We start from the raw sequence: 25,524 nt of genomic DNA, 5'->3' as shown, positions 1-25,524 counted from the left end.
TAACAATTATTGTCTATGTATTATTTAATTTATTTCAAAAGTACCATTTTTTCTACAGCTGTAGCACTTCCTTTGCATTTTTCTTGATTTTGACTTTTTGCAAATATCTTAAAAATATACGTACCTTTTGCAACAGTTGCCCCAAAATCATCTCTTCCGTCCCATTCTATTGCCTGACGTGGCGTTCTAAAGCCCTGTAGGAATGGTTCTGCAACTACCGGCTGAGATAATGTTCTTACCAATTTTCCTGTAATTGTATAAATTTGAACATTTACATCTAGAATATCATCGCAGTTGTGCTCAAACTGGATGTAGGTTTTATTGGTAAACGGATTCGGCCAGTTCAGCGGTCTGTTGATTATAAGATGCTGGTCGGTCTCGTCCTTAACTTCAAAGTTTAACGTAGCAGTTGTCGAATTATTGTTTATATCCCAAACTTTAAATGTTAATTGGTGCTGGCCTATCGCAAGGTTCCTGAAAGGGTAGGTCACATTTCCTTTCTGATAGTCTGCAAGGCCCGGGTTCAGACATCCGTTTCCTTCACCTGAAGCAAAGAAATCATTCAAAACAACCGTGTTGATAATCTGCCCGTCAAGATAAACCGTAATGTCGTGGCCTACGCCGGATCCGGTAGAGTTTATTCCCGTATCATCGGTAACGCAGGCTAAAAGCATCGGATTCTGGTTGGTAATTCCGCCATCAGCAAAGTTGGTGTTATTCATATACAGCTTTACTTTTGGAGGTTCATTATCATTGATTCCGTTCGGGTTGATATCACCTACCTGTACCGGCTGGTTATTGAATACATCGGTTACTCTATTGTCTGCATATCCAAGTATTCTTCCTTGCCCCACGGCATAGTTGATGTCTTTAGGAACATAAAATTCTACAGTGAATACTCCGTTTACCGCTGTTCCGGAAGCTTTAACAATAGCACTTCCTTCTTCCGTGTAATCCATAACCGGAGCTAATACGCCGTCGTTATTCAACGTTTTTTTGTTTAATCTCTTATCAAAGATATTGATGGAAACCCGTCCGTTGAATGTAGTGTTCACCGTTCCGTTCGGATTGTTGATGTGTCCTTTTACTTTAATAAAATCCAGACCTCTGATCAGTCCCGGAACCGGAGATTCAATATTGTCTATCACAAGCTGTCTCTGAGGTCTGCTCAGTTTCATGGCAGGATCCCCAAGGAAGTTTACCTTCAGGTGGTCAATGCTGGCTCCCTTTTGCTTTTTAGCATTTAAATGGGCATATCCTAAAGTTTCAAAATCATCAGCGGTCAGCTTGAAAATATTTTTAGTGTAAAGATCCGTAAAGTTACGTCCGTAATCCACCCCGATAGCACGGCTTGAAGTGATCATAGCAGCAGCTCCTCCCTGTTTAAGCTTAATGAACTGTTCTCCTGCAGAAGAAGTATTCGGCTCATCCCATAATGTGAATTCACAGGTAATGGTAGATACAAACGGGAATCTGCTGTATACATTGGAAAAATTATTGGAGTTCTGAATCTCAGTACTTGTTAAGACCCTTTCCTGTGCCCATCCGTTAATACCTCCATGCCCGAAATAGAATAGGTAAAGGCTGTTACCGATATCATTGGAGATCGCCTGGGTCACCTGAGGGAACCTTTGTCCTGCTGCCGTACTTTGAGCCGGAAAAGCATCCAGATATAATTTTCTGACATTATATTCTTTCAGATCCTGTTGACCCGGAACCTCAAAAATATTGACAAGCGTATTATTGGTCACTTCGTGGAAAGGGCTTCCGCCGTCTTTATCATCGTCCACGACAAAATCAAGCTTCATTCGCCATTCTCCGAAAGGGGAGGACTGTCCCGGAAGGGCATTGTAATAAGCCAGCGTTTTACTGATCATGTTCCCTGCTTCCGTTACATTGGCTGCAGGAATTCTGCCTACAGGAATATCCGGAAGGTTGTTTTCAATGGTAGATGCTGTTTGCGGCTGTGTCATTACAATATAATCGTCCGTTACAAAAGAACCAACGAAATCTGCCGAGTTCTCACCCTGGTAACCGGAAACGATATTGGAGTTGCCGGAAATTCTGTTTTTATAATCATAAGAAGCATCTCCTAAAATGAATACATATTTAAGTCTTCCACTGTTGTTAAGCTTAGTGACGAAATCCCTTATTGCAGTAAGATCCCTGCTTCCGCTTCCGAATTCATTATAAATTTTAGCTGCGTCTACGATTTCTACCGTATAATTGTTTTTGGTCTGATGGTAGCTGGCCAGTCTCTGTGCCTGTCCCATCATTTCAGGAACCGTAATGATCAGGTAATCTACATTCTGAAGTCCGGAAAGATTCTGATTGGCCACTCTTTCCACAAACTGTGGATTATAAGCTGCATCAGCACGGAATGCTACAAACTCATTGTTGAAATTCGGATCAGAAGTAATATAACCGAAATTGAAGCTGCCAGCGCCTGCTTTGTTTACCCTTCTGTTGGCATTGGTAATGTCCGTTACATCCCATACCTGCTCAAGGTTTGCAGCATTGGAAATGCTGAAGCCGTAATTGGTATTGGTTCCGCTGGTAAGCGAAAAGTCTCTGAAGCTAAGCTGTGAACCATTAAAAGTCAGGTTTTCTTTATACTGTACCTCTGCATAATCAAAATGAAAAACGCCATTTGGATTTACAGAAATATTGGGTGCATAATTAATGGTAATCTGATTTCCGCTCAGGTTGGATATCGTTCCGTCATACTTCAGCTGATAAAAATCAAACCCGTAAGTAGGAGTATTGGCCGGGACAGTCTGGGTGACCGGATTTTGGTTGTTGATCTTAAACTCAATAGTATTCTGCTGGGCTCTGTAACCTACGACCTGTGTTCTGTATTTTATAACATCTCCACCCTGTATTGGTGAGTTGGTAGTGAAGGTCACTGCTTTATCTGTTGTAAAAGGTGCTTCTTCCACCCAGATTCTACCTACTTTTAAAAGATTCTTCTGATCGTTGTTGATTACCTGATAATTATCAAACCTTGTGATCAGGTTACCGGCAGGCAGGTTTACATCAACAGGCTGTACTCTTTTACCTAAACCTTTATCAAAATTGATGAAGTAGTAAGAGAAATCATCATATATATTTTTAAGATTGTTGCTTCTGTCCGTTCTTGTGTCGATTCTTTTAAACCCGTTTCCATTGGACGTATCATAAAGATTGTATCCGTTCGGTCCCTGAGCATAAAACAAGGCATAGTCACCGTCGTTCCATACGCCATCTTCTTCACCTACCACCTGAATGGCATTTTCCTGAAGCGCGCTGTATTTCGTATCCTGATTATGTTCCGGAAGCATGATACCGCCATTTCCATAAATCCTGAAATTTTTCGGATTTACAGAAGCCGGATTAATACCGTTATCTTTTAAAAACTGGGTGGTGATTTTAAATATTCCCGATCTGTCTACTTTAATCTTATAAAAGTTGCCGCTCGAAAGGGGATTGGCAGTAGTTCCCACTTTATTGGCATTTCCCGATCTAAAATCGTTGGGAGCTGATGTTTCAGAAATATTAAATGAAGAAAGTCTTTGAACACGTCCTTTTACATTCTTAAACAAAGCAACGCTGATGCTGGCATATCTTTCTCCTTCCAATGTATAATAAGCAATATCTGCAATTTCATAATCCGGCAGTCTGCCTTTGTCCAGATCATACAATTCCTTGCCGGAAACGCTTTCCCAGGCCAGATCCGAAACTTTTAGCTGCTTTTCTCCTATTTTTTGTTTAGTTATAATAAAAACATTATTTTGGCTGAACGAAAAACCTTCATTTTTGAAATTTGGAAGATTTAATTTTGTGTCACCAAAATCTTGGATTTTAGAGCCTTCCCATTCTATGGCTTTTCTCTGAGCCCAAAGTGTTGATACAAAAGAGATTAGTAATAAAAAGGTGATTTTTTGTTTCATGTTTATTATTGAAATTTCTGAATTACAAATAAAATGAAAATTTTAGAATTAAATTGTGATACAATAAAATTAATTTGTTAACGTTTTTCAAAAAAATCAAATGTTTACTTGATTTATTGAATAATTTATTTTTTCTTTGTACTTTGAAAATATTTATATCGACTATGAAAAAACTAAAGTTGTTTTCATTAATAGCATTAAGTTCTACACTTGCATTAACCAGCTGTGGCGGATCCGGGACCAGCAAAGGAGGCGGTACTAAAAAATTTGTCAGCAAGACGGGTTGGAAACCAAACGAAAAACAAGGTTGGTTTTTTGCAGGAAAGCAACAAAAACAGAAGGGGTGGCCAGGAATGGTATATGTAGAAGGTGGAACTTTTACAATGGGATTAGTGAAAGATGATGTTATGCATGATTGGAATAACACGCCGCGCAGAATGCAGGTAAGTTCATTCTTCATCGGAGAAACAGAAATTACTAACTACGAATACCGCGAATACCTGACATGGTTGAAGTATGTATTTCCACCAAGTGACCCTAGCTTTAAGGAGATCTATAACGGCGCTCTGCCAGATACTCTTTTATGGGACAACAAATTAGCAAGAAACGATTATAATGAAACGTATCTTCGTTCTCCGGAATTCGATTACTACCCGGTAGTAGGCGTTTCCTGGACTCAGGCGAACAGATATTGTGAATGGCTTACAGACAGAGCAAACGAAAAAGCTCTAATGCAGGCCGGAATTATTGCCAAAGATTTGTATATCAACGAATCCAATAACCAGGGCGGAACTGCTTTCAACATGGATAAATTCAAAGCGAATGATCCGGAAATGCAGGGATATATCAACGAGAAGAGAATGCAGCAAAAATCTGGTATGAAAACAACCAACCAGAGACTTCTTTCTGCAAACAGAGCTCCAAATGCTTCAATGGTTCAGAAGTTCAGACTTCCTACCGAAGTGGAATGGGAATATGCAGCTCTTGGTATGGCTAAAAACAGAGAATACAACCAATACCTAGGTAAAAAACCTGAAATCGAAAGATTAAGAGGTACCAAAGGAAGAGATAAAGGAATGTTCCTTGAAAACTTCAAAATGGGAAGAGGTGACTATTCAGGTATTGCAGGATGGAAAAACGATGGAGCTGCACAAACAGCAGACGTAAGACAATATCCATCTAACGACCTTGGAATCTACGGTATGTACGGAAACGTGTCTGAATGGACCGCTGACGTTTACAGACCAATCATTGATGAAGATTTTAACGACTTCAACTACTATAGAGGAAATATGCCTCAGGCTATTGTAAGAAACGGTGACGGAACTTACAAAATGATCGACGAAGGTTCAATCAAATATGATACTTTAGCAGACGGAAGATTAGTTTATAAAGGTTTACCTGGACAGTTTGAAAGAGAAACCGTTGCTGATCTTAGAAACTTCAGAGATGGTGACAGACAGTCTTCTTTAGAATATTACAGAGCTTCAGACTCAGCTTCTTCATTTGATATGTACAATTCTCCTAAGAGAAGGTTTGTTGTAGATGGAAGTGGAAGAGTAAAACTTCAGAAAGATACGAGAGACAGAACTTCTGCAGTATCTAATGATGTAAGAGTTGTAAAAGGTGGTTCTTGGCAGGATACAGCATATTGGCTGGATCCGGGACAAAGAAGATACAAAAACCAGGACAGAGCTTATGGATGGATCGGTTTCCGTGTTGCACAGGATGCCAGAGCTAACGATAAGGGCAGAACTAGAAGATAATATTATCAAAAAATACTTAAAAAAACCTTCCGGATTTCCGGAAGGTTTTTTTATTTTTGACGTATGAAATCGCTTTAGCTAAAGAGCCTAAAAAACATTTGTATAGATTTGGCGATTGCATGTGACTTTTAAAAAAAATATATATTTCCACATGAATATAGAACAGTTTTATCCTTTATTTTTACAGTCAGATAAAGTGACTATCGACAGCAGAAAAGTTGGCAGGAATGATATTTTCTTTGCCTTTTCCGGTGAAAACTTCAATGCTGCCACCTTAGCAGAAAAAGCTGCAGATGATGGTGCTCTTGCCGTAATCGTAGAAAAGCAGGAGTTCGAAAATAAAGGCAGAAATATTTTCTATGTTCCTTCCACACTGGAATTTCTTCAGCAGCTGGCCATTCATCACAGAAACCAGCTTAAAATTCCTGTGATAGGACTTACAGGAAGTAACGGGAAGACAACAACCAAAGAAATTATCCATGCGGTACTTTCAGAGAAATTCAATGTGCAGTATACTTCCGGGAACTTAAATAACCATATCGGTGTTCCTTTAACTATCCTTTCCATAAAACCGGAGCACGAAATGGCTGTGGTAGAAATGGGAGCCAATCATCAGAAGGAAATTGAATTGCTATGTACCATTTCCCAGCCTGATTTCGGATACATTACCAACTTTGGGAAAGCTCACCTGGAAGGCTTTGGCGGGTTTGAAGGTGTAATCAAAGGGAAATCCGAACTCTATGATTACCTGAAAAGCCACGGTAAAACCATTGTCGTTAATGAAAATGATCCTATACAGGCAGAAAAGACCGAAGATTATACTCCCAAAATCACTTTCGGGAAAGAACATTCGGATTATCATTTCGGACTTCTTTCCGAAGAACACTTTGTAGGACTGGAATACCAGGGAATACAGGCAGTTTCAAAACTGACAGGTGAATATAACTTTACCAATTTATGCGCAGCAGCCAGCCTTGGCCTGTACTTCGGAATCAGCTTTGAAAAAATAAAACATGCTGTCGAAAATTATACGCCAACCAATATGCGTTCGCAGGTTGTAAAAAAGGAAGGGACTACATTGGTTTTAGATACCTACAATGCCAACCCCAGCTCTATGAATGCCTCACTGCATAATTTTGCCACTTTTGAGGGGCAGAAAACCGTCATCATCGGCGATATGCTTGAGTTAGGGGAGGAGAGTGGAAAAGAGCATCAGAATATCCTGAATTTGGCCCGTGAGCTGGCATTTGACCAAATCATTACAGTCGGAAAATACTTTAAGGCTGTTAATCCTTCATCACTTTCCTTTGAAAATACTGCGGAATTAATAGCTTATCTTCAGGAGAATAAAATTCATTCCGAGAATATTCTTTTAAAAGGTTCACGCGGAATTGCGCTTGAGAAATCCATCGAATTTATTTAATAACTTCTTTGAAAAAATAAAGAAGTCTGAAGCTGGAAGATAGAAGTTATTGAGCTTATAAGAACAACTATATTCCAGCTTTATGATCAATTTTTTATGGGGAACTGCCGGAGGTGGAAGGTCTGCTATAGCTTCCAGTTTCTCTCTTCCAGCTTCCAACTAAATATCCTATTTAGAATTCCAGAACTCTTTTACAATCAGTTTAATATTCTGGAAAGTGCTCGGGAAAACTTCATCTTCAATCTGCGCTGTGTTTTTCCAGGCTACTTCAGTAATTCCTTCTTCTATCTGTGGTTTTGAAGTGTCTTCACCATTAAAGTTCATTTCAAACCAATGCGTGCATTTAAGAATTTTTTCACCGTTTCTTTCAATATAAATATGATAGGTGGTATTGATAAATTTTACTAGCTCTACATCTTTTAATCCGGTTTCTTCCTCAATCTCCCTCACAGCCGATTCTTCACGGGATTCGCCTTTTTCCATTTTACCTTTGGGAAGATCCCATTTGCCCAGTCTTTTAATGAAAAGCAAATCTCCCTCAGGATTATTGACCAGGCCGCCGGCAGCTTCTATGATCCTGAAAAGCTTTTGGAACTCGTCCCAGATTTCTTCAATATTCTCACCAAAAACATTCAGTTCTTTTACCGAAGTGTTCTCCAAAAGATCCAATGCAATCTCTAAAGTTGTGAAACTTTCGTACCTAAGCTCTTTTTCAAGATTCTCAGGATGCTTAGACACTAATAATTTTTTTCGTTCACAAAAACTTTATACATTTGTAAGAATTAAGAATTTAAATACAAAAATAAAAAATGAATTTAGAAGGACGAAAAATTATTGTCAATAAATCATCTAAAGAGCTGGCTGAAATATTGAAATATCCAGAAAACTACAAAGATTTTATGCCGGACGGTCTTCAGAAATTTGAAACAAGAGATAACGGCTTTAAATTCGGACTTCAGGGAATGCCGGAAATTGCTTTGAAAATAGATGAAGTAGATGAGCAGAAAGCAGTTTTGAAGTCAGCAAGTTCAAGCCTTGATTTTTCATTAACTGCTACTTTAAACCCGGTTAGCGAAAATCAAACTGAAGTTCAGATGCTTTTTGAAGGAAAATTCAATCCTTTTATCAAAATGATGGTAGAAAAGCCGCTTCAGAACTTCATCAATACCTTAACAGACAAGATCGAAGCCTACAAATAATCAAAACCTTCAGAAATGGAGGTTTTTTTATGCCCATACCCCTGAACAGTGATCTTCAGTACTGCCGGTTGCAGAAGAAAGGACATTGATCTCGTTGTTCATCCTTAAAACTCCCATAAAGGCAAAGATCAGTGCTTCTTTATGATCAACGATCTGCTTCTCAGGTATGATAATCATGGACGCTGTTTTTTCTCTGATCTTTTCAATAAGGCAGGTATTGTAGCTTCCTCCTCCGGTGCAGAGAACTTTTTTAAACCGTTCTGATTAATGACATTGGAGATCTGCTGCGCCACATGTTCTGTAAAAGTGGTAAGGGCATCCTCAGCCTGAATATTTTCCAGAAGGGGAAAACAAATTCATTGCACCATTCAATTCCTAAAGATTTGGGATGAGGCCGGCTGTAAAAATCCAGGGTATTCAGTTTTTCTAAAAGTACATCATTAAGTCTGCCTTTCCTTGCAAGATCACCGTTTTCGTCAAAATTTTTATTGAATTTCTGAGCAAGCCTGTTTAAAACAATATTGGCAGGTGCGATATCAAAAGCTATTCTTCTGTTATCCTGTTTCAAAGAGATATTGGAGAAGCCTCCCAGATTCAGGCATGCATCATATTCGGAAAAAAGCAGTTCGTCCCCGATTGGAACCAGAGGAGCTCCGTTTCCTCCCATCAGTACATCCTGGCTTCTGAAATCGTAGACCACAGGAAGTCCCGTTTCTATTTTTATGGCTCTGCCATCACCAATCTGCAGCGTAAATTTCTTTTTTGGCTGGTGAAAAACAGTATGGCCGTGAGAGGCAATGAGGTCAATATTCTGAAGATGGTTACGGTCGATAAATTCCCTGACTTTCTGCCCGAGATAAAAACCATAATCCGAATGAAGTTCCAGTAATTCTTCTGATGATAAATGAATGGAGTTTCTGAGCTTTTTTCCCATTCCTCCGGATAAGAAATGGTCTCGGCATGCAAGATCTGAAAGTTCCACCCATTGTCTTTTTCAAAGGCGGCAAAACATATATCCAGACCGTCCAGACTGGTTCCGGACATGAGTCCGATAGCCTGAACTCTCATATTACTGTGGTGTTTTTTCTCTTCGAGCCTTTTTGTACTGAAATCTCCTGAATTATTAAAGAAAGTATATTCCGAGAAATCATCCTTTGCCGTCATACCATTGGCGCCAACCAGTGTAGACCCGTCTTCCATGGTAACGTATACCGTATCTTTCGTAAAAATCCTGTTCTTTTTCTGATCCCAGTAAATACTCTGCATTGCGAATCGCTGGCCTTCATTGGTGGTAATTCTTACATCACCTTTAGCTTCGTAGAATTTTTTATATTCAAAAATGCGGGCATATTTAGCGGTAATTTTACCCGGTACCTTTGGCTTCTTTTTATCGTAAAACTCGATCATGATGCCTTTTCTGGCTACAATATAAGGGCTGTCTATCAGCTCATACTTTTCAATGATCTTAGCCTTGGCTTTTAATGATATAAAACCGGAATCCCGCTGTATAATATTGGCATTATTAATGATCTGTGAAGGGAAGTTCTTGCTTTTGTTGCCGTTGGCTTTGGTAAGATCCTCTTCACAGGAGGTCAATATAAAAAATATAGCACAACTAAAAAGGCATGCTATAATTTTATATGATATTTTATTTGACAAATTCATTTTAGTTGTACAGAGCCTTTCTGAACCATCTGTCAGCAAAATTAAATCCTACTTTCAGGTTGATGTAATTCTGATTGATCAGGTTGTTTTTAAGCGTTCCTCTCTTTCCAACTTCAATGCCTAATTCCAGACCGCTCATCCTCGTAATGCTGCTTGTTTTGAACGGAAGCAATACTCCTCCGGAGATCCCGAACTTATTAATGCTGGTTCCGTTTATTTTAAGACTTCCTCTTTCGTAGAAAGCTCCGTATCTATAGGTTACCCTTGAAAAATAGCTTCTGAAGTTATTATAGTTTGGCAGATACCATCCTCCGGCAGAAATTCTGTACGTATCCTGGAAGTCAAATGTCTTCCCGAAATAAGAAATATCTTCTCCTTTTTTATAATCAAGCTGTCCTGAAAAGAACCAGTGGTTCTCACTTCCGTATCCAACTCCAAGAGATGCCTGTAACGGAAGAAGGTTTTTAGAACTTGTGCTTTTTTGATCTATAATGGTTTCAAGAGCTTTAACCGACTGTGCAGCATCAGAATATACATAAGTACTGTTGACGTAATCTGTAGTCATGTTGCTGGTATTCCCAAATGTAGCTGTAGCACCAATAGTCAGTTTCTTGTCTGTACGGGTATTCAGACTCTGGTAGCTACCCCCAAGGGTGAAGTTAAAGTTTTTAATGCTGTTTTTGGTTTCATAACCGTTGATATATTCAGCGTTGAGAACTTTATCTTTATCTAGAGTTGTAAGCTCATTACGGTCATAAAGATTTCCAAAGTAAAGATTAGCTCTTAAACCTACGGCAAAATTCTGATTGATTTTATAAGAAATAGCTGCCTGGGCAGTATTCAAAGTTCCACTTCCTTTAAAATGGTTTACATTATATCCGTCTAATGTTTTAACACCATCTACAATGCTGTATCTTTCAGTAGTATTTACAATATCATAGCTCTTGGAGCTGTAAGGCTGATAGGAAAGACCCATCTTCACTTTTGGAGACAAAGGAAAAGCTAATGATATATTGGAAAGATACGTAGAATGTTTGGTAGACTTCGTATTGTTGTAATCTGTTTTGAAGTAATTGTTTTCGTTGGTAGCTTCCAGCTTGATGCTTGTAAGCTCGAAATTAGAGTTATTCGCAGGGTTTGCGAAATTGAAGCTGCTTGTGAAATCACTGATATAAGCAGTAGATATACCACCCATAGAGGCAGTCTCAATCGTATTATCATATTTTACATCTCCAATTCCATAAGTTGCATACGGAGAGTTACTTATACTCTGTGCATTTAGGAAGTATCCAACTGATATGAATGATACCGCAAAGATTTTTTTCATTCTTTATTTTTAAAACAATGCGCAAATATCTTAAATATTAATGAATTGTAAAAATTATATGTGGTTAAAGTTTGTTAAGGGGGATGGATAGCCATAATTATGATGATTTGATAATTGTCAGTATGCTTTGCCTGCATTTTATGATCTTTATAAATTATATTACTAAAATTCACAACTTACTTGCGTAGTAAAATTCACATTTCAGAAATCATCCGTTCTAAAAATTCTTTATCTTTGGAGCATGAATTGGGAGAACATCGCCGGACAGGAAAATCTGAAAAAACTTCTTCGTGAGAGTATTGCTGAAAACAGAGTAAGCCACGCCCAGCTTTTTTAGGAAAAGAAGGTTATGGGACATTTCCTATGGTTTTAGCTTATGCCAAAGAAATCTTTAGCCGGGAAAATGAGCACGCCGCTTCCAAGGTGGAGCATTTGAATCACCTGGATTTGCACTTCAGTTTCCCTGTTTTTACCGATAATAAAAATTCTTTAAGCAAAAATAAATTTGAGGATTTCAGGGAAATGATCCTGGATTCTCCTTATTCAAGTTATGATGACTGGACTGCCTTTCTGGAATCTGAAAATAAGCAGCTATTCATTTCTGCTGATGAAATTGACGAGCAGAACCAAAAATTTGCCCTGAAAAGTTTTGAAGGCGGAACCAAAATTCTGATCGTTTGGCGGGCAGATAAGATGAATATTGCGGCAGCCAATAAATTCCTGAAATTTCTGGAAGAACCGCCGGCCAAAACCCTTATTCTCCTTACAGCCGAAACAGCGAATGATATTCTCCCTACCATTCTTTCCAGGACACAGATTGTAGAAGTTCCGAGAATCAGCGATGAAGACCTGGAAAACTATTTTAAAAAGAACTTTCAGATTTCTGAGGGAAAAATAAGAGAAATTGTTCATGAAGCACAGGGAGACCTGAATGAAGCCCTGAAAATTTTAAATTCCGGACATAAAAGTGACGAATTTGAAAAGCTTTTTATCCAATGGGTAAGGGATGCGTTCATGGTGAAAAAGAAGCCCCAGTTTTTGAAAAGTATTATCTTCTGGGCCAGAGAAATTGCCGGCTGGAATAGGGAAAAACAGAAAAACTTCCTGAACTACTGTTCGGAGATCTTCAGGCTTGCCCTTCTGCAGAATTACCAATCCGATAACCTGGTCTATAAAAAGATCAATGCAGAAGGTTTCAACTGGGACGGATTTTCTAAATTCATAAGCGGAGCCAATATTGAAAGTATTCTGGAAGAAATCAATACGGCAGACCTTCACCTGACAAGAAACGGAAACCCGAAAATTGTCTGGACGGATCTTGGTATCAAGCTATCGCGCTATATTCATAAAAATTCGTAGTTTGAGTAATTCAATCGTTGAAATTTATAATATTTAATAAAATGAAAGTCCGGATCTGTTCCGGATTTTTTCGTTTAAGGTTCAGCACTGGTGAAATTGATTCTTATTTATTAAGTTTTATTAATTTTTTACAATTCTAATGGTGTTAATAATCAGTGATTTACATTAGCAAATATTAAAAGAAGATTAAAAAATCAATCAATCGTTTGATTTTTTAAAAATCTTGTGTAAATTTGCGCCCTGAAAAAGAGAGATGCTATGGTTTCAAAAGAAGAAAATATATTATTTGCTGCAGAAAAACTTTTTGCTGAAAAAGGTTTCGAAGGGACTTCCACCAGGGAGATTTCCAAGGCAGCAAATGTAAATATCTCTATGATTTCTTACTATTTCGGTTCAAAGGAAAAACTGTATGAGAAGTTGGTGGAATATCGAATGAATGAAGGACAGTTTTTTTCAAAAGACATTCTGGAAAGAACAGATATCAACGAGTGGGAGAAAATAGAAAAAATTGTAGACCAGTTTTTGGGAAGGGTAAGACATCATAAATGTTTTTACAGGATCATGCAGAGAGAGCAGCTTCATACGGAAAATCCTCAGATCGTGGAATTTCTGAAGCAGACTAAAATGGGCTTTATCTCCATGTATTCACAAGTCCTGGAAAGCGGACTGAAAAAAGGGATTTTCACCAAAAAACCTCCTATCTATTTACTTCATGCCACCGTAAGCGGGACTTTATTTTATGCATCCAACGCCAAAGAAATGTATAAAGAATTCCTTAACGATACTACGGATGATGAAGTTTTTGATGAAAAATACTACACAGAACTTAATAAACATATAAAATATTTACTAAAAGACCTTTTAGGTTATGAAGAGAATAAATAATTCGGTGTTCGCATTATCCCTGTTTATGGGAATTGCAGCCATAAATGCTCAGGAGAAAAAACAGCTCACCCTCGATGAAGCCGTGCAGCTGGGAATCCAGAACAGTAAAAGCCTTAAGATAGATGCCGCTAAAATTGAAGAAGCAACGGCAGATCTTTTGGAAGCCAAAAACAGACAGCTTCCGGAGCTTAAAGTTTCGGGAAGCTATATGTACCTTCCGCTTAAACCCAATGTTGATCTGAAGCTTCCGGGTGTTTCAGCAGCAGGTGGTCCGGAAGTGCATCAGGTTGCTTATGGATCGGCTAATCTTAGCGTTCCTATCTACAGCGGCGGAAGAATCAGATACGGGATCCAGTCTGCAAAATACCTGGTGGAAGCATCAAAATTAAGCACTGAAAATGATAAAATAGCAATTGCTTACAATGTGGCTCAGGCTTATAATAATTTGTTTAAAGCCAACCAGGCTATCAAAGTTTTAGAAGAAAATCTTACCGCTTCTCAAAAAAGGGATGAAACTTTTCTGAAGCTTGAAAATAATGGGGTTATCGCAAGAAACGACCGTTTAAAAGCAAACCTTCAGACATCCAATATCGAGCTGCAATTGTTGGAGGCTAAAAACAACTACAATATTGCCAACATCAATATGGACCTGTTACTGGGTATTCCGGAAACTACGGAAATTGAAGTAGACCCTAATTATATTGACGAAGGTTCTGAAGTAAGAACGGTGGATTATTATGTGAATGAAGCTAAAGAAAACCGTAAAGACTTACAGGCTCTGGCTCAGCAGAGAAAAGCAGCAGAATTGGGAACAAAATCGGCAAAGGCTGAAAATCTTCCTTCAATTGCATTTACAGGCGGATATGTGGCAGCAGACATCCCGAAATTTCTTACCATATACAATGCCATAAATGTAGGAGTTGGAATTTCTTATAACCTATCCAATATCTGGAAAGAGAACTCTTCATTGAAGCAATCCCAGGCAAGAGAAAAGCAGCTGGCGGCCAACGATGAGTTGCTGAATGACAACATTAAGCTTGACGTGAACAGGGAGTACCAGAATACAGATTACTCTAAAAAGAGAATCGCTGTGTATGAAAAAGCAGCTGAACAGGCCAATGAAAATTACAGAATTACCAAAAATAAATACGACAACGGGCTTGCCACGATGACAGAACTCCTCGATGCAGATGCTGCCCAGATAGCAGCTAACGTAGGCGTAATCAATGCAAAGGCAGATGCAGCTTTGGCTTATAGAAAACTATTACAGACAACAGGAACTTTAACAATTAAATAATCAGACTCAAACCAAAATGGAAAATAATAATACACAAGCAGAACCTAAAAAGAAAAAAAGTTTAGTTTTTCCCATCATCTTAGCCGCTGTAGTAATCGGCGGAGGGATCTACGGATACAGAGCTTTTACTTACGGACAGTATCATGAAGAAACCGATGATGCACAGATTACTTCCAATATGGCACCGGTAATTTCTAAAATTTCCGGATACGTAGCAGAAGTAAAAGTAAAGGATAACCAGTTCGTAAAAAAAGGAGATACTTTGGTGATCCTGGATAACAGAGATCAGAAAATGGCTCTTGAACAGGCTCAGGCTGCTTTATCAACAGCTAAAAGCAATATCTCAAATGCAGAAGCAACTACAACCGCAACTTCAAAGAACATCAGCTCTTCCCAGGCGGCGGTAACTACAGCCAACGCACAGATAGAAGCAGCAAAAGTAAACGTTTGGAAAACCTCTCAGGATCTGAAAAGATATGCTAATCTTGTAAAAGACCATTCTATTACGGAACAGCAGTACGAGCAGGCTTTGGCCGCTAAGCAGTCTGCAGACAGACAGCTTCAGGTTTTGGTTGACCAGAGAAACCAGATCGCACAGCAGACTACCATTGCCTCTTCTCAGACTGCAGCCAGTTCTCAGCAGATCAGTGTGGCGGGTTCTGTAGCAAAACAAAGAGAAGTAGATGTAGAAAATGCCAAATTAAACTTGTCATATACCGTAATCCTTGCTCCGGAAGACGGATATGTTGGAAAAGTTTCTACTCAGCCGGGACAATATCTTCAGGCAGGATCACAGCTTTTTGCTTTGGTTAAAAACGATCAGAAATGGGTGGTGGCCAACTTCAAAGAAACTCAGGTAGATAAAATGGTGGAAGGACAGAAAGTGAAAATTGAGATTGATGCTTTCCCTGACCAGGAGTTTGATGGAGTAGTGAGTTCATTCTCACCTGCAACAGGAGCTACTTTTTCCATATTGCCTCCGGATAATGCCAGCGGTAACTTCGTAAAAGTGGTTCAGAGACTTCCTGTAAAGATCGATTTTGTAAATCTTGACAAGAATATTGCAAAAAGACTGAGAACAGGAATGAACGTGAAGGCAGAGGTATCATTGAAATAGTATGAATGTATTCACGTACAATGTATTGATGAATGACTGATTGAAAAATTGCAGAATTTAAAAATTTAAATCTTCAATAGAGCGGGCTTTAGCCCGCTTACTTAAAACAATTACCCATTGGCTTTAGCCAAATTCAGTTTCATGAATACATTCTACATTTTACATTAATACAAACTATTCGTACAAAATATTATGCAAGATTCATTAGTAGAATATGGAGCCCGGAGAGTGATCATTACGATCACGGCGATCCTTTGTGCTCTGCTTGAAATTGTGGACTCCACGATCGTGAACGTTGCCCTGAACGAGATGAAGGGGAACCTTGGAGCCACACTTTCTGAGGTAGGCTGGGTGATCACAGCTTATGCAATCGGTAACGTAATTATCGTACCGATGACGAGCTGGCTGTCACAGCAGTTCGGACGTAGAAATTACTTCGCGGCTTCCATTATCATATTTACCGTGTTTTCCTTTTTATGCGGAAATGCCACCAATATCTGGGAGCTCGTATTTTTCAGGCTGATGCAGGGGATAGGCGGGGAGCGCTTCTCGTAACTTCACAGACGATCATTACCGAGTCTTATCCTATTGAGAAAAGAAGTATGGCGCAGGCCATCTATGGTCTGGGAGTAATTATCGGCCCAACCTTAGGCCCGCCATTGGGAGGATATATTGTAGATAATTTCAGCTGGCCATATATTTTCTATATCAATATTCCGATTGGGATTGCCGCAACGCTGATGACTTTACAGTTTGTAAAAAGTCCGAAATATGCAGAAAAACGAAAAGTTTCGGATGTAGACTGGATAGGAATAGCTTTACTGGCGGTTACAGTAGGATCTTTACAGTTTATTTTGGAAAGAGGCCATGAAGAAGACTGGTTTGAGAGCGGAATGATCGTAACCTTTACCGTATCGGCTATTTTAGGGTTTATACTGTTCCTCTGGAGAGAGCTTACCTTCAAATATCCTATCGTGGAACTCAGGGTGCTGAAGAACGGAAACCTGAGGATCGGAACGGTAATGTCCTTTGTTTTAGGATTCGGGTTGTATGGATCTACATTTATTGTACCGCTGTATACCCAGAGTATTTTAGGATGGACAGCCTTACAGTCGGGAGCCCTGATGATTCCTGCGGCGCTGACGACAGCCTTTATGATGCCGATTATCGGCAGACTGCTTTCAAAAGGGGCAAAACAACAGATTCTGGTGTCGTTGGGACTGTTCATCTTCTTTATCTACAGCTTCTGGGGGTATAAGATCCTAACTCCGGATACCAGTAAAGATGCCTTTTTCTGGATGCTGATCGTAAGGGGAGCCGGTTTGGGACTTCTGTTTATCCCGATCACTTCACTGTCATTAAGTACACTGAAAGGACAGGAAATCGGTCAGGGGGCAGCATTTACCGGGATGATGAGACAGCTCGGAGGTTCATTCGGGATTGCAGCAATTACTACATTTATTGCCAATGCAGGCCAGAAATACAGGCTCAACCTGATTTCGCACCTTGATGAAAACAGTTTTGATGTTCAGCAGCGTCTGAACGGGTTAAAAGCCAGCTTTATCGCAAAAGGTATGACTCCCGATGCAGCGATGAATGCAGCTTATAAAATGCTGGATCTGTCGGTAACCAAGCAGGCTACGGTACTTTCATACATGGATGTCTTCCTTTATTTAGGGGTTATCTTCCTTGTGTGTATCCCGTTCATTCTTTTCATTAAGGAAAGAAAAAGCAAAGAAAAAATAGATTTGAGTGGTGTACACTAAACTGATCTGAATAAATACAAAGCCTCCGGAATTTCCGGAGGCTTTTTTGTGGGAAATGATTTCTGAAAATTAAGCCTTATCATAAATGTCATGCTGAGCAGAGTCGAAGCATCTCAACTTAATAATCTTAAAAAACTTAAATCCCCTTACTGGTTCAAAGTTGCACTCCACTCAATCCCGCTGATATCAATCAGCTTTATAGTATGGATTTTTTCTTTTTCCGTTAAAATACCATTAAGGCTCACCGTAAGATCAGCCTTTGAGCCGAGTGGAATAACCAGACTGTGTTTTCCCGGCTTCACTTTGGCTACATAATGATTGCTGATATTTTCTTTCGGGAACTCCGAAAGTTCTTTGTGGTTAAGCTTTTTTAAAATATTCCCGTTCTGATCCAGAATATGGATGCCGATCAGGAAAGAACCGTACACATCTGCACCTTCAGTTCTGTATACTTCAAACTTTAAATCTGACTGATCAAGAGAAATATTTGAAATTTCAATCTTAGGTTTTACAGATTTGTTGTGCAATTTTCCCCAAACGCCTCCATGAAAGTATTGGTTGGTATACAGCGTAAGTCCGAAAATAAGTACCGAACCCGCCAATACAACGATTTTAGGTTTTAATAACGGAAGAATACCCGATGCTAACCATAAAAACCACTTTTTGTGGACGAAATTTTTATTATTCTTAATGAAATAATGATCTAAAGAAAAAGGACCGCTTCCCGTAAGGAATAAAACAAATCCTCCCGCGATTCCCAAAACCCCAATCTGCCATTCATCAAGGCAGGTTGTTCCTATCCAGCCTGAGCCTAGTAGAATTCCCAGGGCAAGACCAAAAATTCCTATACTCATTAACCTTGTCAATAGTCCTAAAATGATGAATAATCCTACAACGGCCTCAACGATTGTAAAAGTTATCATTGAAGTTTTAAGGATATCCGGATGAGTGACCAGATATTCAATGAGAGGTTTTATGCCTAAAGCATTGGGCAGGAAATGATTGAATTTTTCCCCGATATATCCTGCTTCCTCAGGAATAAGCTTGTTTTCGAGAACGAGTCTGCGCCAGAAAGCTGAAAAATAAGTCCATCCGATCACAAGACGGAGTGATAAAGTATATAACCCGGCCAGATCATAAGACCGGCTGTCAGAAGTATGTTTCATTGAAATTGTATTGTATTAAAAGACTTTGTTTAAAATGGTTCCGGTTAAAACCTTAAGCCGGACTCAGTTTCAGTCTTTTAAATAGAATATACTTTGGGGGCTGCTTCCGGAAGTATGTCCGGAATATTTATTGAATGTAATTTTTAGCTCTGAGAAACTGAGAGCTGTATCTGAATGGAAAAGAAAACCTTTGTTTTTAAGCTTTACCTCTGCTTTTGAAATACGTATTCCTGAAGATGAGGTTTCATCTGAGAAAGTACAGGATGCAGTACTGGTGGTGGTTTTTACTTTATTTAAACCACTGATGTGCTGAATGTCAAAAATACTGAGAAAATCTCTTTTTAAAGAGCATGGTGATAATGAAAATGCCAATACAAACACCAGAAATAGTGCTTTGTAATTTTTTATATGGATTCCCGATATAGGCATTTTTACAAAACTACACTTTTATTTGAGAGATAAATTGATGAATTGCAGAAATTCCTTCTGCTGATCTACGAATAAATAATGTGAACAGTTGTCTATCAGCTTAAAATGATCTTTCCCGACTATATTTTTTATATCACTGAGCTGTTTCGCCGAAAATATTCCATCATTTTTTCCATAGACAGCGAAAATAGGGACGCCTGCTTTTTTGATTTCTTTTAACACGGCAGTATTATCAAGATTGTTCTGATTTTCATTCTTATAAAATTTTAAAGGTGATTCCGGATTTCTGAAATTAACAGTATAAAATTCGCCGGACTCATATTCGGATCTTAGTTTCTGGCTTTCCGCTGTAGGTGAAGGCATGCTGAATAATTTCATATCGCTTGCTAAATTGTAGCATCGTTTCCTGTAATCTGCTGAGTTTTTACTTAAATGTTCAATCTCCGAAATCTCTGCCAGTTTTGAAGGATTATTTTTAAACTTTTCTTTGGCCTGTTTTAAAATATGATCGTAGGTTTCCTGCTGGGAAAATAAAGCTCCTGCCAGAGTTAACGAGCTTACTTTTTCAGGGAATTTTTTTGTGAACAATGTTCCTATTATTCCTCCAAAGCTGTGAGCAATAAGGTTAGCTTTGTTAATCCCGTAGGTTTTATAGATTCCGTTAAGGTCCTCAAAACTTTCTGTGAAAGTCATGGAAGCGTTTTCGTCTTTGGATCTGCCTTCACCGCGCCTGTCGTATACAATTACATAAAATCCTTTATCTGCGAGTTTCTGAGCTGTGGTTGCTTCAAATAAAGTGGCATTTCCGCTCGGTCCGCCATGAATGAAAATTATAGAAACGTCTTTTGGATTACCGTAAGCCTTGGAATATATTGTCTGAGCATTAAAGGAGATAAAAAGCAGGACAAAAAGAAAAGAAAGAAAATGTTTCATGTATGGGTATCTTGAAGGCTCTAATTTATGATTTTATAAAATTCTGTAATTAAAAATTTTAAATTAAAAGGACTACTGACAAACAGTTGTCACGATATTGATTTATCTTTAACCTGAATATCTGATATTAATGACAAAAGATGGATCAAAATAACTTTGATAAGATTATAAAGCGCTCCCTAGCAATCAGGGAAAAGTATCATCAGCTGGAAAAACAGCATCATGGTTCGGAATGGACCTTGGAAGAAGATGCTCTTGCCTACCTTACGGATGCCGGATTAGTAGGAAGAAATATCATGTCGCATCAGAAAAGATGGCTGAAAAAAGATTCTGCTGTGGAGCTGGAACATAAATTGGGCGAGAATATCTGGTGGCTTACTGTATTGGCAGACCGTACAGGGATTGATATTAAAGAAGCTTTGGAGAAATTTTTAAACAAAACAGAAAATTTATTTAAATGAGTTATTGTTCAGCAATAGAAGGAATGAAGCCTGAAAGCAGGAAGGAACTTCATAAACACTACCACGATAATCATTACGGATTTCCGATCCATGATGACAATGAACTTTTCGGACGGCTGATCCTGGAGATCAACCAGGCAGGGCTGAGCTGGGAAACCGTATTAAAGAAAGAAGAAAGCTTCAGAAAGGCATACAGCAATTTCGATATTCAGGCTATTGCTGCCTATACGGAAAAAGACCGTGAAAGACTGCTGAATGATCCCGGAATTATCAGAAATCGCCTGAAAGTGAATGCTGCCATTGAAAATGCTAAAACCGTTATAGCCCTACAGGAAGAATTCGGCTCATTTGAAAGATGGCTGGAGCATCACCATCCGAAAACGCTTCAGGAATGGATGAAACTCTTCAAAAAAACATTCAAATTTACCGGCGGGGAGATCGTGAATGAATTTTTAATGAGTACAGGATATCTGAAAGGGGCGCGTGCAGAATATTGTCCTGTTTATAAGGATGTTATAAAGCAGGAACCGCTTTGGATGAAGTAGGTGCGGTCTTAGCTCACTAAAGTTACAGATTAATCCTGCATATTAAAATAAACCAGAAAATTATTTTCCTCCCCTTCAATATAAAAATAGCCAAAATAGATACCCAGCTGATATTCATAATGCCCTTCATTCACATTCTGAAAGTGATAAATCCTTTTTCTTTTGGTCTCAGATGCTAAAGACTGATAAAAGCTTTCTACATATTCCGTATTTTCTGAAGGGTTTGTATTGGCATTTTTTGAACCTTCACATTCAAAGAACCAATGATATATGGCTTTTTTGAATTCAGATTCGCTTATTTCATGTACAGTCAATGTATCGTTGTATTTTAAATGAAAATGGGTTCTCATAAAATCCGGTGCATGGATAGAAGTGTCAAAAGGGACGATTTCAAATTCATAGTAATAGTTTGCGGGAGGGTTATTTCTGAATGCCTGGGCCGATAAAATTTTCCTTAACGAATCTAATGTAGCCATCGTTGTATATTTTTAATAGTGAATAAGAGTTAGTTTTTAGCTAAATTGAAAATGGGGATGCTTCGAAACCACCCCGTCAAAAATTCATAGAATTTTTGCCACCCCTCCAAAGGAGGGGAATACTACCTGTTCAGGATAATAATCCTTTTATTTTAATAGGTTTGATGGCTTTTTGTTATTCTTTTTCCGGTTTATTATTTCTCATTATTTCCTTATGTTCTTTGCCCCATTTTTCAAATTCCAGGATAATGGGTTTTAGTTTATAACCGATTTCAGTAAGTTCATATTCCACACGAGGCGGAACTTCTGCGTAAACAGTCCTGGTAATGATTCTGTCTTCTTCCAGCCTGCGGAGCTGCAGCGTAAGCATCCGTTCCGTGATATTGTTTAACTTTTTTCTAAGTTCTCCAAATCTTAATTTTCCGTTGATCAGATAGCAGCAGATCGCCAGTGCCCACTGTCCACCAATCGTATTGGAGGTATAGATCTCGGGGCATTCGTCGGCCAGGGCTTTTTTATTGGCAAAATTGGTTGATGTTTCTTTTATTTTAGTCATTACTTACATTTTTTATAGTACCATACAATTGGGTATCAATGGTAGAAATGTAAGTTACGTATATTATTTTTGCTGAAGAAATTTAAAACAAATGAAAACATTAATTATCATTATTCACCCGGAAATGGAAAAATCGGTGATCAATAAAAGATGGATGGAAGAATTGAAAAAGTATCCTGAAAAATATACCGTTCATTCGTTATACGATGCTTATCCGGACGAAAAAATTGATGTAGCGAAAGAACAGCAGCTGATAGAATCTTATGACAAAATTGTTTTCCAGTTTCCGTTTTACTGGTTCAGCAGTCCGCCACTTCTGAAAAAATGGTTTGATGAGGTGCTTCTTTACGGCTGGGCTTACGGAAGTAAAAGCGGCTTCAAAGCAGGAGGGAAGAAAATGACATTAGCCGTTACAGCGGGAATTGACGAAGAAGGGTACAGCGCTTCCGGAAAATATAAATACACCATGAATGAGCTTTTCCGGCCTTACGAACTGACTTTCGATTATATCAGGGCAGAGTATAACGAACCTTTCGTCTATTACGGAATCGAAAACGATCCTTCAGAAGAATGGGTGGAAAGGAGTGTGCCGATGTATCTGGAGTTTTTGGAGACATTATAAATTAATAGGAGTTATCTTTATAAATTAAGCCCTGATAACTTCCAAGATTTCTTTTAATATCCAATACTATTCCCGGAATATAGGTGTAGCCGTCTTCAAAAAGATGTTCCATTATGCTGCGGTTATTTTCACTTCCGTTAAGGTAAGATTCCAGATGTTTCCATGTACTTATCTGCATATTCGGATCATTTCTACTATCAGAAATAATAAAGTTTTCTTTGATATCCTGTTGGCAAGGATCTTTTTTGTATCCGGCAATATTAAAGCATAATACAACAAGGTAATCGATCATCAGCTTTACTTTCCGGGTATTCAGATAGGATAAATCATTGTACCATTCGAAATCTGTGGAATTTAGAAGCGGTAAATAAAAATCCCTGATTCCGTCATCGGTAAGTGCAAAAAATATTGGAACTTCATATCGTATATTAAGGTTTCCGATTCTAATCAGACCATGTTCTGCAAAAATATTTTCATCACCCTGATGTTTATCCTGATAATACCAGGTAAACCAATCAAAAATGGCAGAAAACTCATGATGTTCCAAAGTGAATTTCTCTGTCTGAAGCTTTTTGAGAACGGTTTCATAGGAAGTATTGAGGTAATCCAGGTTATTTTTGTGGTCGATCAGATAATTTTGAAAGGTTCCGAAGCTTGTATTTAGATTGTTGTTGTATATTTCAGGAAGGGCTGTATCAGAAAGTTTGGGATACAGTCTTTCTTTGATTTTGGTTTTATCGATTTTGTAAAGTTCTATGAATCCGCCCATAGTAAGTTTTTTATTCTTTATAATCTGTATTTTCAATCTTCCAGCTCATTAATGTTGAATCACTTTTGTAAATCAAATGCAGATAGGTGATTGAATCAATCATGTTTTTCTATTCTCAAAATTCCTTAACCTACCGTTTTCGTATCCTCCTCCTTCAGAATCTTTTTCTCCTTCATCGAAAGCATCATTCTTTCATACTTATATTTTTCCCAGTCAAACTGATTCAGGAAGTCAAGCGCAGCCTGAAAGCCTCTGTTGAAAAGATCCTCTTTTTCTTCTCTTTTCATGAAGAAATTCAGCCAGCTGCTCGTTCCGCAGTTCACGGTCTGGATACTGTAAAGACGGTAAAAACTGTGTTTGGTCAGAAAAGATTTATCATTAAAGCCTTTTAAAGTACTGATGATATTTCCGGCATATGAAAAAGGGGTTTTGAGAATTTCTTCACTGGTTTTTCCTTTTTCTGAAAGAAGATCCGAATCGCTCGTAAGCTGCACCCCGAAAAGTGGCATCCTGGGATAAAATACATCGCTTGCGTGAAAAATATCAATCGGAAAATTGGAAATACTTCCGCCATCGATAAAAAGTCCGGCAGGGTAGATGCCTTCCGGTTTCGTATTCATCCAGAATTTCCAGGCATATTTCACAGAATCATCATCCTTATTAATCCTCTTCTGAAATGGTTCAAAAAAGAACGGAACGGACATGGATGCTCTGACAAATTCAGCAGGACTGATGTGCTTCAGTTCCTCTTCCGACCAGTATAAATTGGCCATGGTAGGAAGCTCAACCTTGATCTTGGCATTAATATCGGTAGTAATCACAACATATTCCGAACGGAGCTGGTAAAAAGGATTGTTCTTGTAATAATCGTTACCCACAGCACTTTCATAGAATATCCTGTAGCTTGTCTGATCAATATGCTCAATATTTTTATCCTTGATGGCTTCAATGCTTTTCAAGGCAATCGTATAATATTCCTGGTTGTTTCCGTAGCGGTAATTCAGGTTCAGGTCATATTCTTTCTGGATAAATTTTTCATTAAGATTCGCCACTGTTTTGATTCCGAACCCGTCCAGGACACTTTCCATCGTATGCAGGAACGTATTTCCGGGATTGAATCCGCTGTTTTGCTTTCTGAAATCATTATAGAACTTTTTGATGCAGAAAAAAGCAATGATGACAGGAATTAAAGGAACCAGAAAAAGCAGCTTGGCATTGAGTGTCGTTTCCGGCCGGGCAGCAAAAGGAATAATCACCAGAATGATCATGATAACGGCCAGAATGATGGCATTGATCTTAAAGAAATTCTTATTGTTAAGAATCGCATGAATGGTCGTTTTCACATAATCTTTTCCATCCATGAAATCAGCAAAGTTCCAGCTGAAGAGAATATCTTTGATGATTTCACTTTTAGCTTCCTCCTTCGTTTTGCAGGCGGCAATAAGCATGGTGTTGATGGCTCCTGCACTGGTTCCTGCCACTTTCAGAAAACGGATTCCGAATATTTCCAGCCCGTAAAGATAACCAACCAATGCGCTTCCCCAGACACCGCCTCCTTCCTGAACAAACTCTACATACTGATTTCCACTGGCATCCAGCAGGTCGGAGAATTCCTTGGAAGAAATATTTTCATGCAGTGCCGACAGTTTTTCTTTAGACGCTCCGGAAAGTACATTTTCCTCAAGGATTTTATCTAAAATTTCAGTTTTCATGGTGGTTGGGTGTTTTAGCTGGTTTAATTAAATGTCAGGATCCAAAGGTTTACTTTTTATTGTCAGAATCATATAAATATTCAGATGCCTTTCTGTTATCAACAACATTACCAACTTTTTCC

21 protein-coding genes and 3 pseudogenes are annotated in these 25,524 nt (G+C 38.6%); 11 read left to right on the top strand and 13 right to left on the bottom strand.

The features are described from left to right. Nucleotides 1-29: 29 nt before the first annotated feature. Entirely contained in the window at nucleotides 30-3,929 is a 3,900-nt protein-coding gene (porU, locus tag N4G44_RS14205; RefSeq protein WP_474927833.1) for a type IX secretion system sortase PorU, read from the bottom strand. Between the two features lie 164 nt (nucleotides 3,930-4,093). Here porU and gldJ point away from each other — a divergent pair, with 164 nt between their 5' ends. Both gldJ and N4G44_RS14195 read left to right on the top strand, forming a co-directional pair. Next, complete coding sequence (gene gldJ / locus N4G44_RS14200) at nucleotides 4,094-5,695, top strand: gliding motility lipoprotein GldJ (RefSeq protein ID WP_474927831.1); 1,602 nt, start codon at nucleotides 4,094-4,096, stop codon at nucleotides 5,693-5,695. A gap of 151 nt (nucleotides 5,696-5,846) precedes the next feature. Next, nucleotides 5,847-7,118, top strand: a complete 1,272-nt coding sequence (locus tag N4G44_RS14195; protein WP_474927829.1) for a UDP-N-acetylmuramoyl-tripeptide--D-alanyl-D-alanine ligase — start codon at nucleotides 5,847-5,849, stop codon at nucleotides 7,116-7,118. Between the two features lie 168 nt (nucleotides 7,119-7,286). Here N4G44_RS14195 and N4G44_RS14190 read toward each other — a convergent pair whose 3' ends face one another. Further along, nucleotides 7,287-7,856 (bottom strand): NUDIX hydrolase, encoded by a 570-nt coding sequence (locus N4G44_RS14190; protein WP_474927827.1) that lies wholly within the window; start codon nucleotides 7,854-7,856, stop codon nucleotides 7,287-7,289. Between the two features lie 71 nt (nucleotides 7,857-7,927). Between N4G44_RS14190 and N4G44_RS14185 the strand changes: the two genes are divergently transcribed. Beyond that, nucleotides 7,928-8,317 (top strand): hypothetical protein, encoded by a 390-nt coding sequence (locus tag N4G44_RS14185; RefSeq protein ID WP_040998816.1) that lies wholly within the window; start codon nucleotides 7,928-7,930, stop codon nucleotides 8,315-8,317. 27 nt (nucleotides 8,318-8,344) lie between these two features. Here the strand turns inward: N4G44_RS14185 and N4G44_RS14180 are convergent, their stop codons facing one another. From N4G44_RS14180 to bamG, 4 genes and pseudogenes are all read right to left on the bottom strand, one after another. Further along, nucleotides 8,345-8,515, bottom strand: a complete 171-nt coding sequence (locus N4G44_RS14180; RefSeq protein ID WP_474928343.1) for a hypothetical protein — start codon at nucleotides 8,513-8,515, stop codon at nucleotides 8,345-8,347. A 52-nt stretch (nucleotides 8,516-8,567) separates the two neighbouring features. After that, on the bottom strand, nucleotides 8,568-9,251 hold the full coding sequence (locus tag N4G44_RS14175; RefSeq protein ID WP_474927825.1) for an anhydro-N-acetylmuramic acid kinase: 684 nt from the start codon (nucleotides 9,249-9,251) through the stop codon (nucleotides 8,568-8,570). A gap of 146 nt (nucleotides 9,252-9,397) precedes the next feature. Next, nucleotides 9,398-9,982 (bottom strand): annotated as a pseudogene (gene lptC / locus N4G44_RS14170) (LPS export ABC transporter periplasmic protein LptC); the annotation flags it as partial. Between the two features lies 1 nt (nucleotide 9,983). Next, nucleotides 9,984-11,309 carry a BamG family beta-barrel-assembly machinery protein gene (gene bamG / locus N4G44_RS14165; protein ID WP_474927822.1) on the bottom strand — a complete coding sequence of 442 codons (1,326 nt, stop codon included), beginning with the start codon at nucleotides 11,307-11,309 and terminating at the stop codon, nucleotides 9,984-9,986. A gap of 241 nt (nucleotides 11,310-11,550) precedes the next feature. Between bamG and N4G44_RS14160 the strand changes: the two are divergent. The 5 genes and pseudogenes from N4G44_RS14160 to N4G44_RS14140 all read left to right on the top strand — a co-directional run bounded on the left by N4G44_RS14160 (nucleotide 11,551) and on the right by N4G44_RS14140 (nucleotide 17,733). Continuing rightward, a pseudogene (locus tag N4G44_RS14160) lies at nucleotides 11,551-12,668 on the top strand (DNA polymerase III subunit). 258 nt (nucleotides 12,669-12,926) lie between these two features. Then, the gene (locus N4G44_RS14155; RefSeq protein ID WP_474927821.1) at nucleotides 12,927-13,553 is read left to right on the top strand and encodes a TetR/AcrR family transcriptional regulator; all 627 of its coding nucleotides are present in this window, start codon (nucleotides 12,927-12,929) and stop codon (nucleotides 13,551-13,553) included. Next, nucleotides 13,537-14,850: a TolC family protein gene (locus N4G44_RS14150; RefSeq protein WP_474927819.1), complete on the top strand. Its 1,314-nt coding sequence runs from the start codon at nucleotides 13,537-13,539 to the stop codon at nucleotides 14,848-14,850. Before N4G44_RS14155 ends, N4G44_RS14150 begins: the two co-directional genes overlap by 17 nt. Nucleotides 14,851-14,866: 16 nt before the next feature. Next, nucleotides 14,867-15,967, top strand: a complete 1,101-nt coding sequence (locus N4G44_RS14145) for an HlyD family secretion protein (RefSeq protein ID WP_474927817.1) — start codon at nucleotides 14,867-14,869, stop codon at nucleotides 15,965-15,967. 192 nt (nucleotides 15,968-16,159) lie between these two features. Then, nucleotides 16,160-17,733 (top strand): annotated as a pseudogene (locus N4G44_RS14140) (DHA2 family efflux MFS transporter permease subunit). A 146-nt stretch (nucleotides 17,734-17,879) separates the two neighbouring features. Here N4G44_RS14140 and N4G44_RS14135 read toward each other — a convergent pair. The 3 genes from N4G44_RS14135 to N4G44_RS14125 all read right to left on the bottom strand — a co-directional run bounded on the left by N4G44_RS14135 (nucleotide 17,880) and on the right by N4G44_RS14125 (nucleotide 20,261). After that, complete coding sequence (locus N4G44_RS14135) at nucleotides 17,880-18,899, bottom strand: TQO small subunit DoxD (RefSeq protein ID WP_474927816.1); 1,020 nt, start codon at nucleotides 18,897-18,899, stop codon at nucleotides 17,880-17,882. A 69-nt stretch (nucleotides 18,900-18,968) separates the two neighbouring features. Then, the gene (locus N4G44_RS14130; RefSeq protein ID WP_474927814.1) at nucleotides 18,969-19,328 is read right to left on the bottom strand and encodes a hypothetical protein; all 360 of its coding nucleotides are present in this window, start codon (nucleotides 19,326-19,328) and stop codon (nucleotides 18,969-18,971) included. Nucleotides 19,329-19,346: 18 nt separating this feature from the next. Beyond that, a complete protein-coding gene (locus N4G44_RS14125) occupies nucleotides 19,347-20,261 on the bottom strand; it encodes an alpha/beta fold hydrolase (protein ID WP_474927812.1) in 915 nt (304 codons plus the stop codon). Nucleotides 20,262-20,401: 140 nt separating this feature from the next. On the opposite strand from N4G44_RS14125, the gene N4G44_RS14120 reads away from it, so the two are divergent. Both N4G44_RS14120 and N4G44_RS14115 read left to right on the top strand, forming a co-directional pair. Beyond that, nucleotides 20,402-20,722: a MazG-like protein gene (locus tag N4G44_RS14120; protein ID WP_474927811.1), complete on the top strand. Its 321-nt coding sequence runs from the start codon at nucleotides 20,402-20,404 to the stop codon at nucleotides 20,720-20,722. Next, nucleotides 20,719-21,267, top strand: coding sequence for a DNA-3-methyladenine glycosylase I (locus N4G44_RS14115; protein WP_474927809.1), 549 nt, complete (start codon nucleotides 20,719-20,721; stop codon nucleotides 21,265-21,267). The genes N4G44_RS14120 and N4G44_RS14115 overlap by 4 nt, the downstream gene beginning before the upstream one ends. 29 nt (nucleotides 21,268-21,296) lie before the next feature. On the opposite strand, the gene N4G44_RS14110 is transcribed toward N4G44_RS14115, so the two are convergent. Further along, nucleotides 21,297-21,743, bottom strand: coding sequence for a hypothetical protein (locus tag N4G44_RS14110; protein ID WP_474927806.1), 447 nt, complete (start codon nucleotides 21,741-21,743; stop codon nucleotides 21,297-21,299). A gap of 175 nt (nucleotides 21,744-21,918) precedes the next feature. After that, nucleotides 21,919-22,299: a winged helix-turn-helix transcriptional regulator gene (locus N4G44_RS14105; protein WP_474927804.1), complete on the bottom strand. Its 381-nt coding sequence runs from the start codon at nucleotides 22,297-22,299 to the stop codon at nucleotides 21,919-21,921. Nucleotides 22,300-22,390: 91 nt separating this feature from the next. On the opposite strand from N4G44_RS14105, the gene N4G44_RS14100 reads away from it, so the two are divergent. Then, a complete protein-coding gene (locus N4G44_RS14100; protein ID WP_474927802.1) occupies nucleotides 22,391-22,921 on the top strand; it encodes an NAD(P)H-dependent oxidoreductase in 531 nt (176 codons plus the stop codon). Nucleotide 22,922: 1 nt separating this feature from the next. Here N4G44_RS14100 and N4G44_RS14095 read toward each other — a convergent pair whose 3' ends face one another. Next, nucleotides 22,923-23,690 carry a hypothetical protein gene (locus tag N4G44_RS14095; RefSeq protein ID WP_474927800.1) on the bottom strand — a complete coding sequence of 256 codons (768 nt, stop codon included), beginning with the start codon at nucleotides 23,688-23,690 and terminating at the stop codon, nucleotides 22,923-22,925. A gap of 125 nt (nucleotides 23,691-23,815) precedes the next feature. Further along, nucleotides 23,816-25,402 (bottom strand): patatin-like phospholipase family protein, encoded by a 1,587-nt coding sequence (locus N4G44_RS14090; RefSeq protein ID WP_474927799.1) that lies wholly within the window; start codon nucleotides 25,400-25,402, stop codon nucleotides 23,816-23,818. Nucleotides 25,403-25,524: the final 122 nt, after the last annotated feature.

This window comes from Chryseobacterium sp. GTID13, assembly GCF_056172655.1.
This window is presented reverse-complemented; position numbering and strand designations above follow the sequence as displayed.

Coding starts and splice junctions, on each gene's coding strand:
- porU (WP_474927833.1), bottom strand. CDS start 3,929: ATGAAACAAAAAATCACCTTTTTATTACTAATCTCTTTTGTATCAACA.
- gldJ (WP_474927831.1), top strand. CDS start 4,094: ATGAAAAAACTAAAGTTGTTTTCATTAATAGCATTAAGTTCTACACTT.
- N4G44_RS14195 (WP_474927829.1), top strand. CDS start 5,847: ATGAATATAGAACAGTTTTATCCTTTATTTTTACAGTCAGATAAAGTG.
- N4G44_RS14185 (WP_040998816.1), top strand. CDS start 7,928: ATGAATTTAGAAGGACGAAAAATTATTGTCAATAAATCATCTAAAGAG.
- N4G44_RS14175 (WP_474927825.1), bottom strand. CDS start 9,251: ATGGGAAAAAAGCTCAGAAACTCCATTCATTTATCATCAGAAGAATTA.
- bamG (WP_474927822.1), bottom strand. CDS start 11,309: ATGAAAAAAATCTTTGCGGTATCATTCATATCAGTTGGATACTTCCTA.
- N4G44_RS14155 (WP_474927821.1), top strand. CDS start 12,927: ATGGTTTCAAAAGAAGAAAATATATTATTTGCTGCAGAAAAACTTTTT.
- N4G44_RS14150 (WP_474927819.1), top strand. CDS start 13,537: ATGAAGAGAATAAATAATTCGGTGTTCGCATTATCCCTGTTTATGGGA.
- N4G44_RS14145 (WP_474927817.1), top strand. CDS start 14,867: ATGGAAAATAATAATACACAAGCAGAACCTAAAAAGAAAAAAAGTTTA.
- N4G44_RS14135 (WP_474927816.1), bottom strand. CDS start 18,899: ATGAAACATACTTCTGACAGCCGGTCTTATGATCTGGCCGGGTTATAT.
- N4G44_RS14130 (WP_474927814.1), bottom strand. CDS start 19,328: ATGCCTATATCGGGAATCCATATAAAAAATTACAAAGCACTATTTCTG.
- N4G44_RS14125 (WP_474927812.1), bottom strand. CDS start 20,261: ATGAAACATTTTCTTTCTTTTCTTTTTGTCCTGCTTTTTATCTCCTTT.
- N4G44_RS14120 (WP_474927811.1), top strand. CDS start 20,402: ATGGATCAAAATAACTTTGATAAGATTATAAAGCGCTCCCTAGCAATC.
- N4G44_RS14115 (WP_474927809.1), top strand. CDS start 20,719: ATGAGTTATTGTTCAGCAATAGAAGGAATGAAGCCTGAAAGCAGGAAG.
- N4G44_RS14110 (WP_474927806.1), bottom strand. CDS start 21,743: ATGGCTACATTAGATTCGTTAAGGAAAATTTTATCGGCCCAGGCATTC.
- N4G44_RS14105 (WP_474927804.1), bottom strand. CDS start 22,299: ATGACTAAAATAAAAGAAACATCAACCAATTTTGCCAATAAAAAAGCC.
- N4G44_RS14100 (WP_474927802.1), top strand. CDS start 22,391: ATGAAAACATTAATTATCATTATTCACCCGGAAATGGAAAAATCGGTG.
- N4G44_RS14095 (WP_474927800.1), bottom strand. CDS start 23,690: ATGGGCGGATTCATAGAACTTTACAAAATCGATAAAACCAAAATCAAA.
- N4G44_RS14090 (WP_474927799.1), bottom strand. CDS start 25,402: ATGAAAACTGAAATTTTAGATAAAATCCTTGAGGAAAATGTACTTTCC.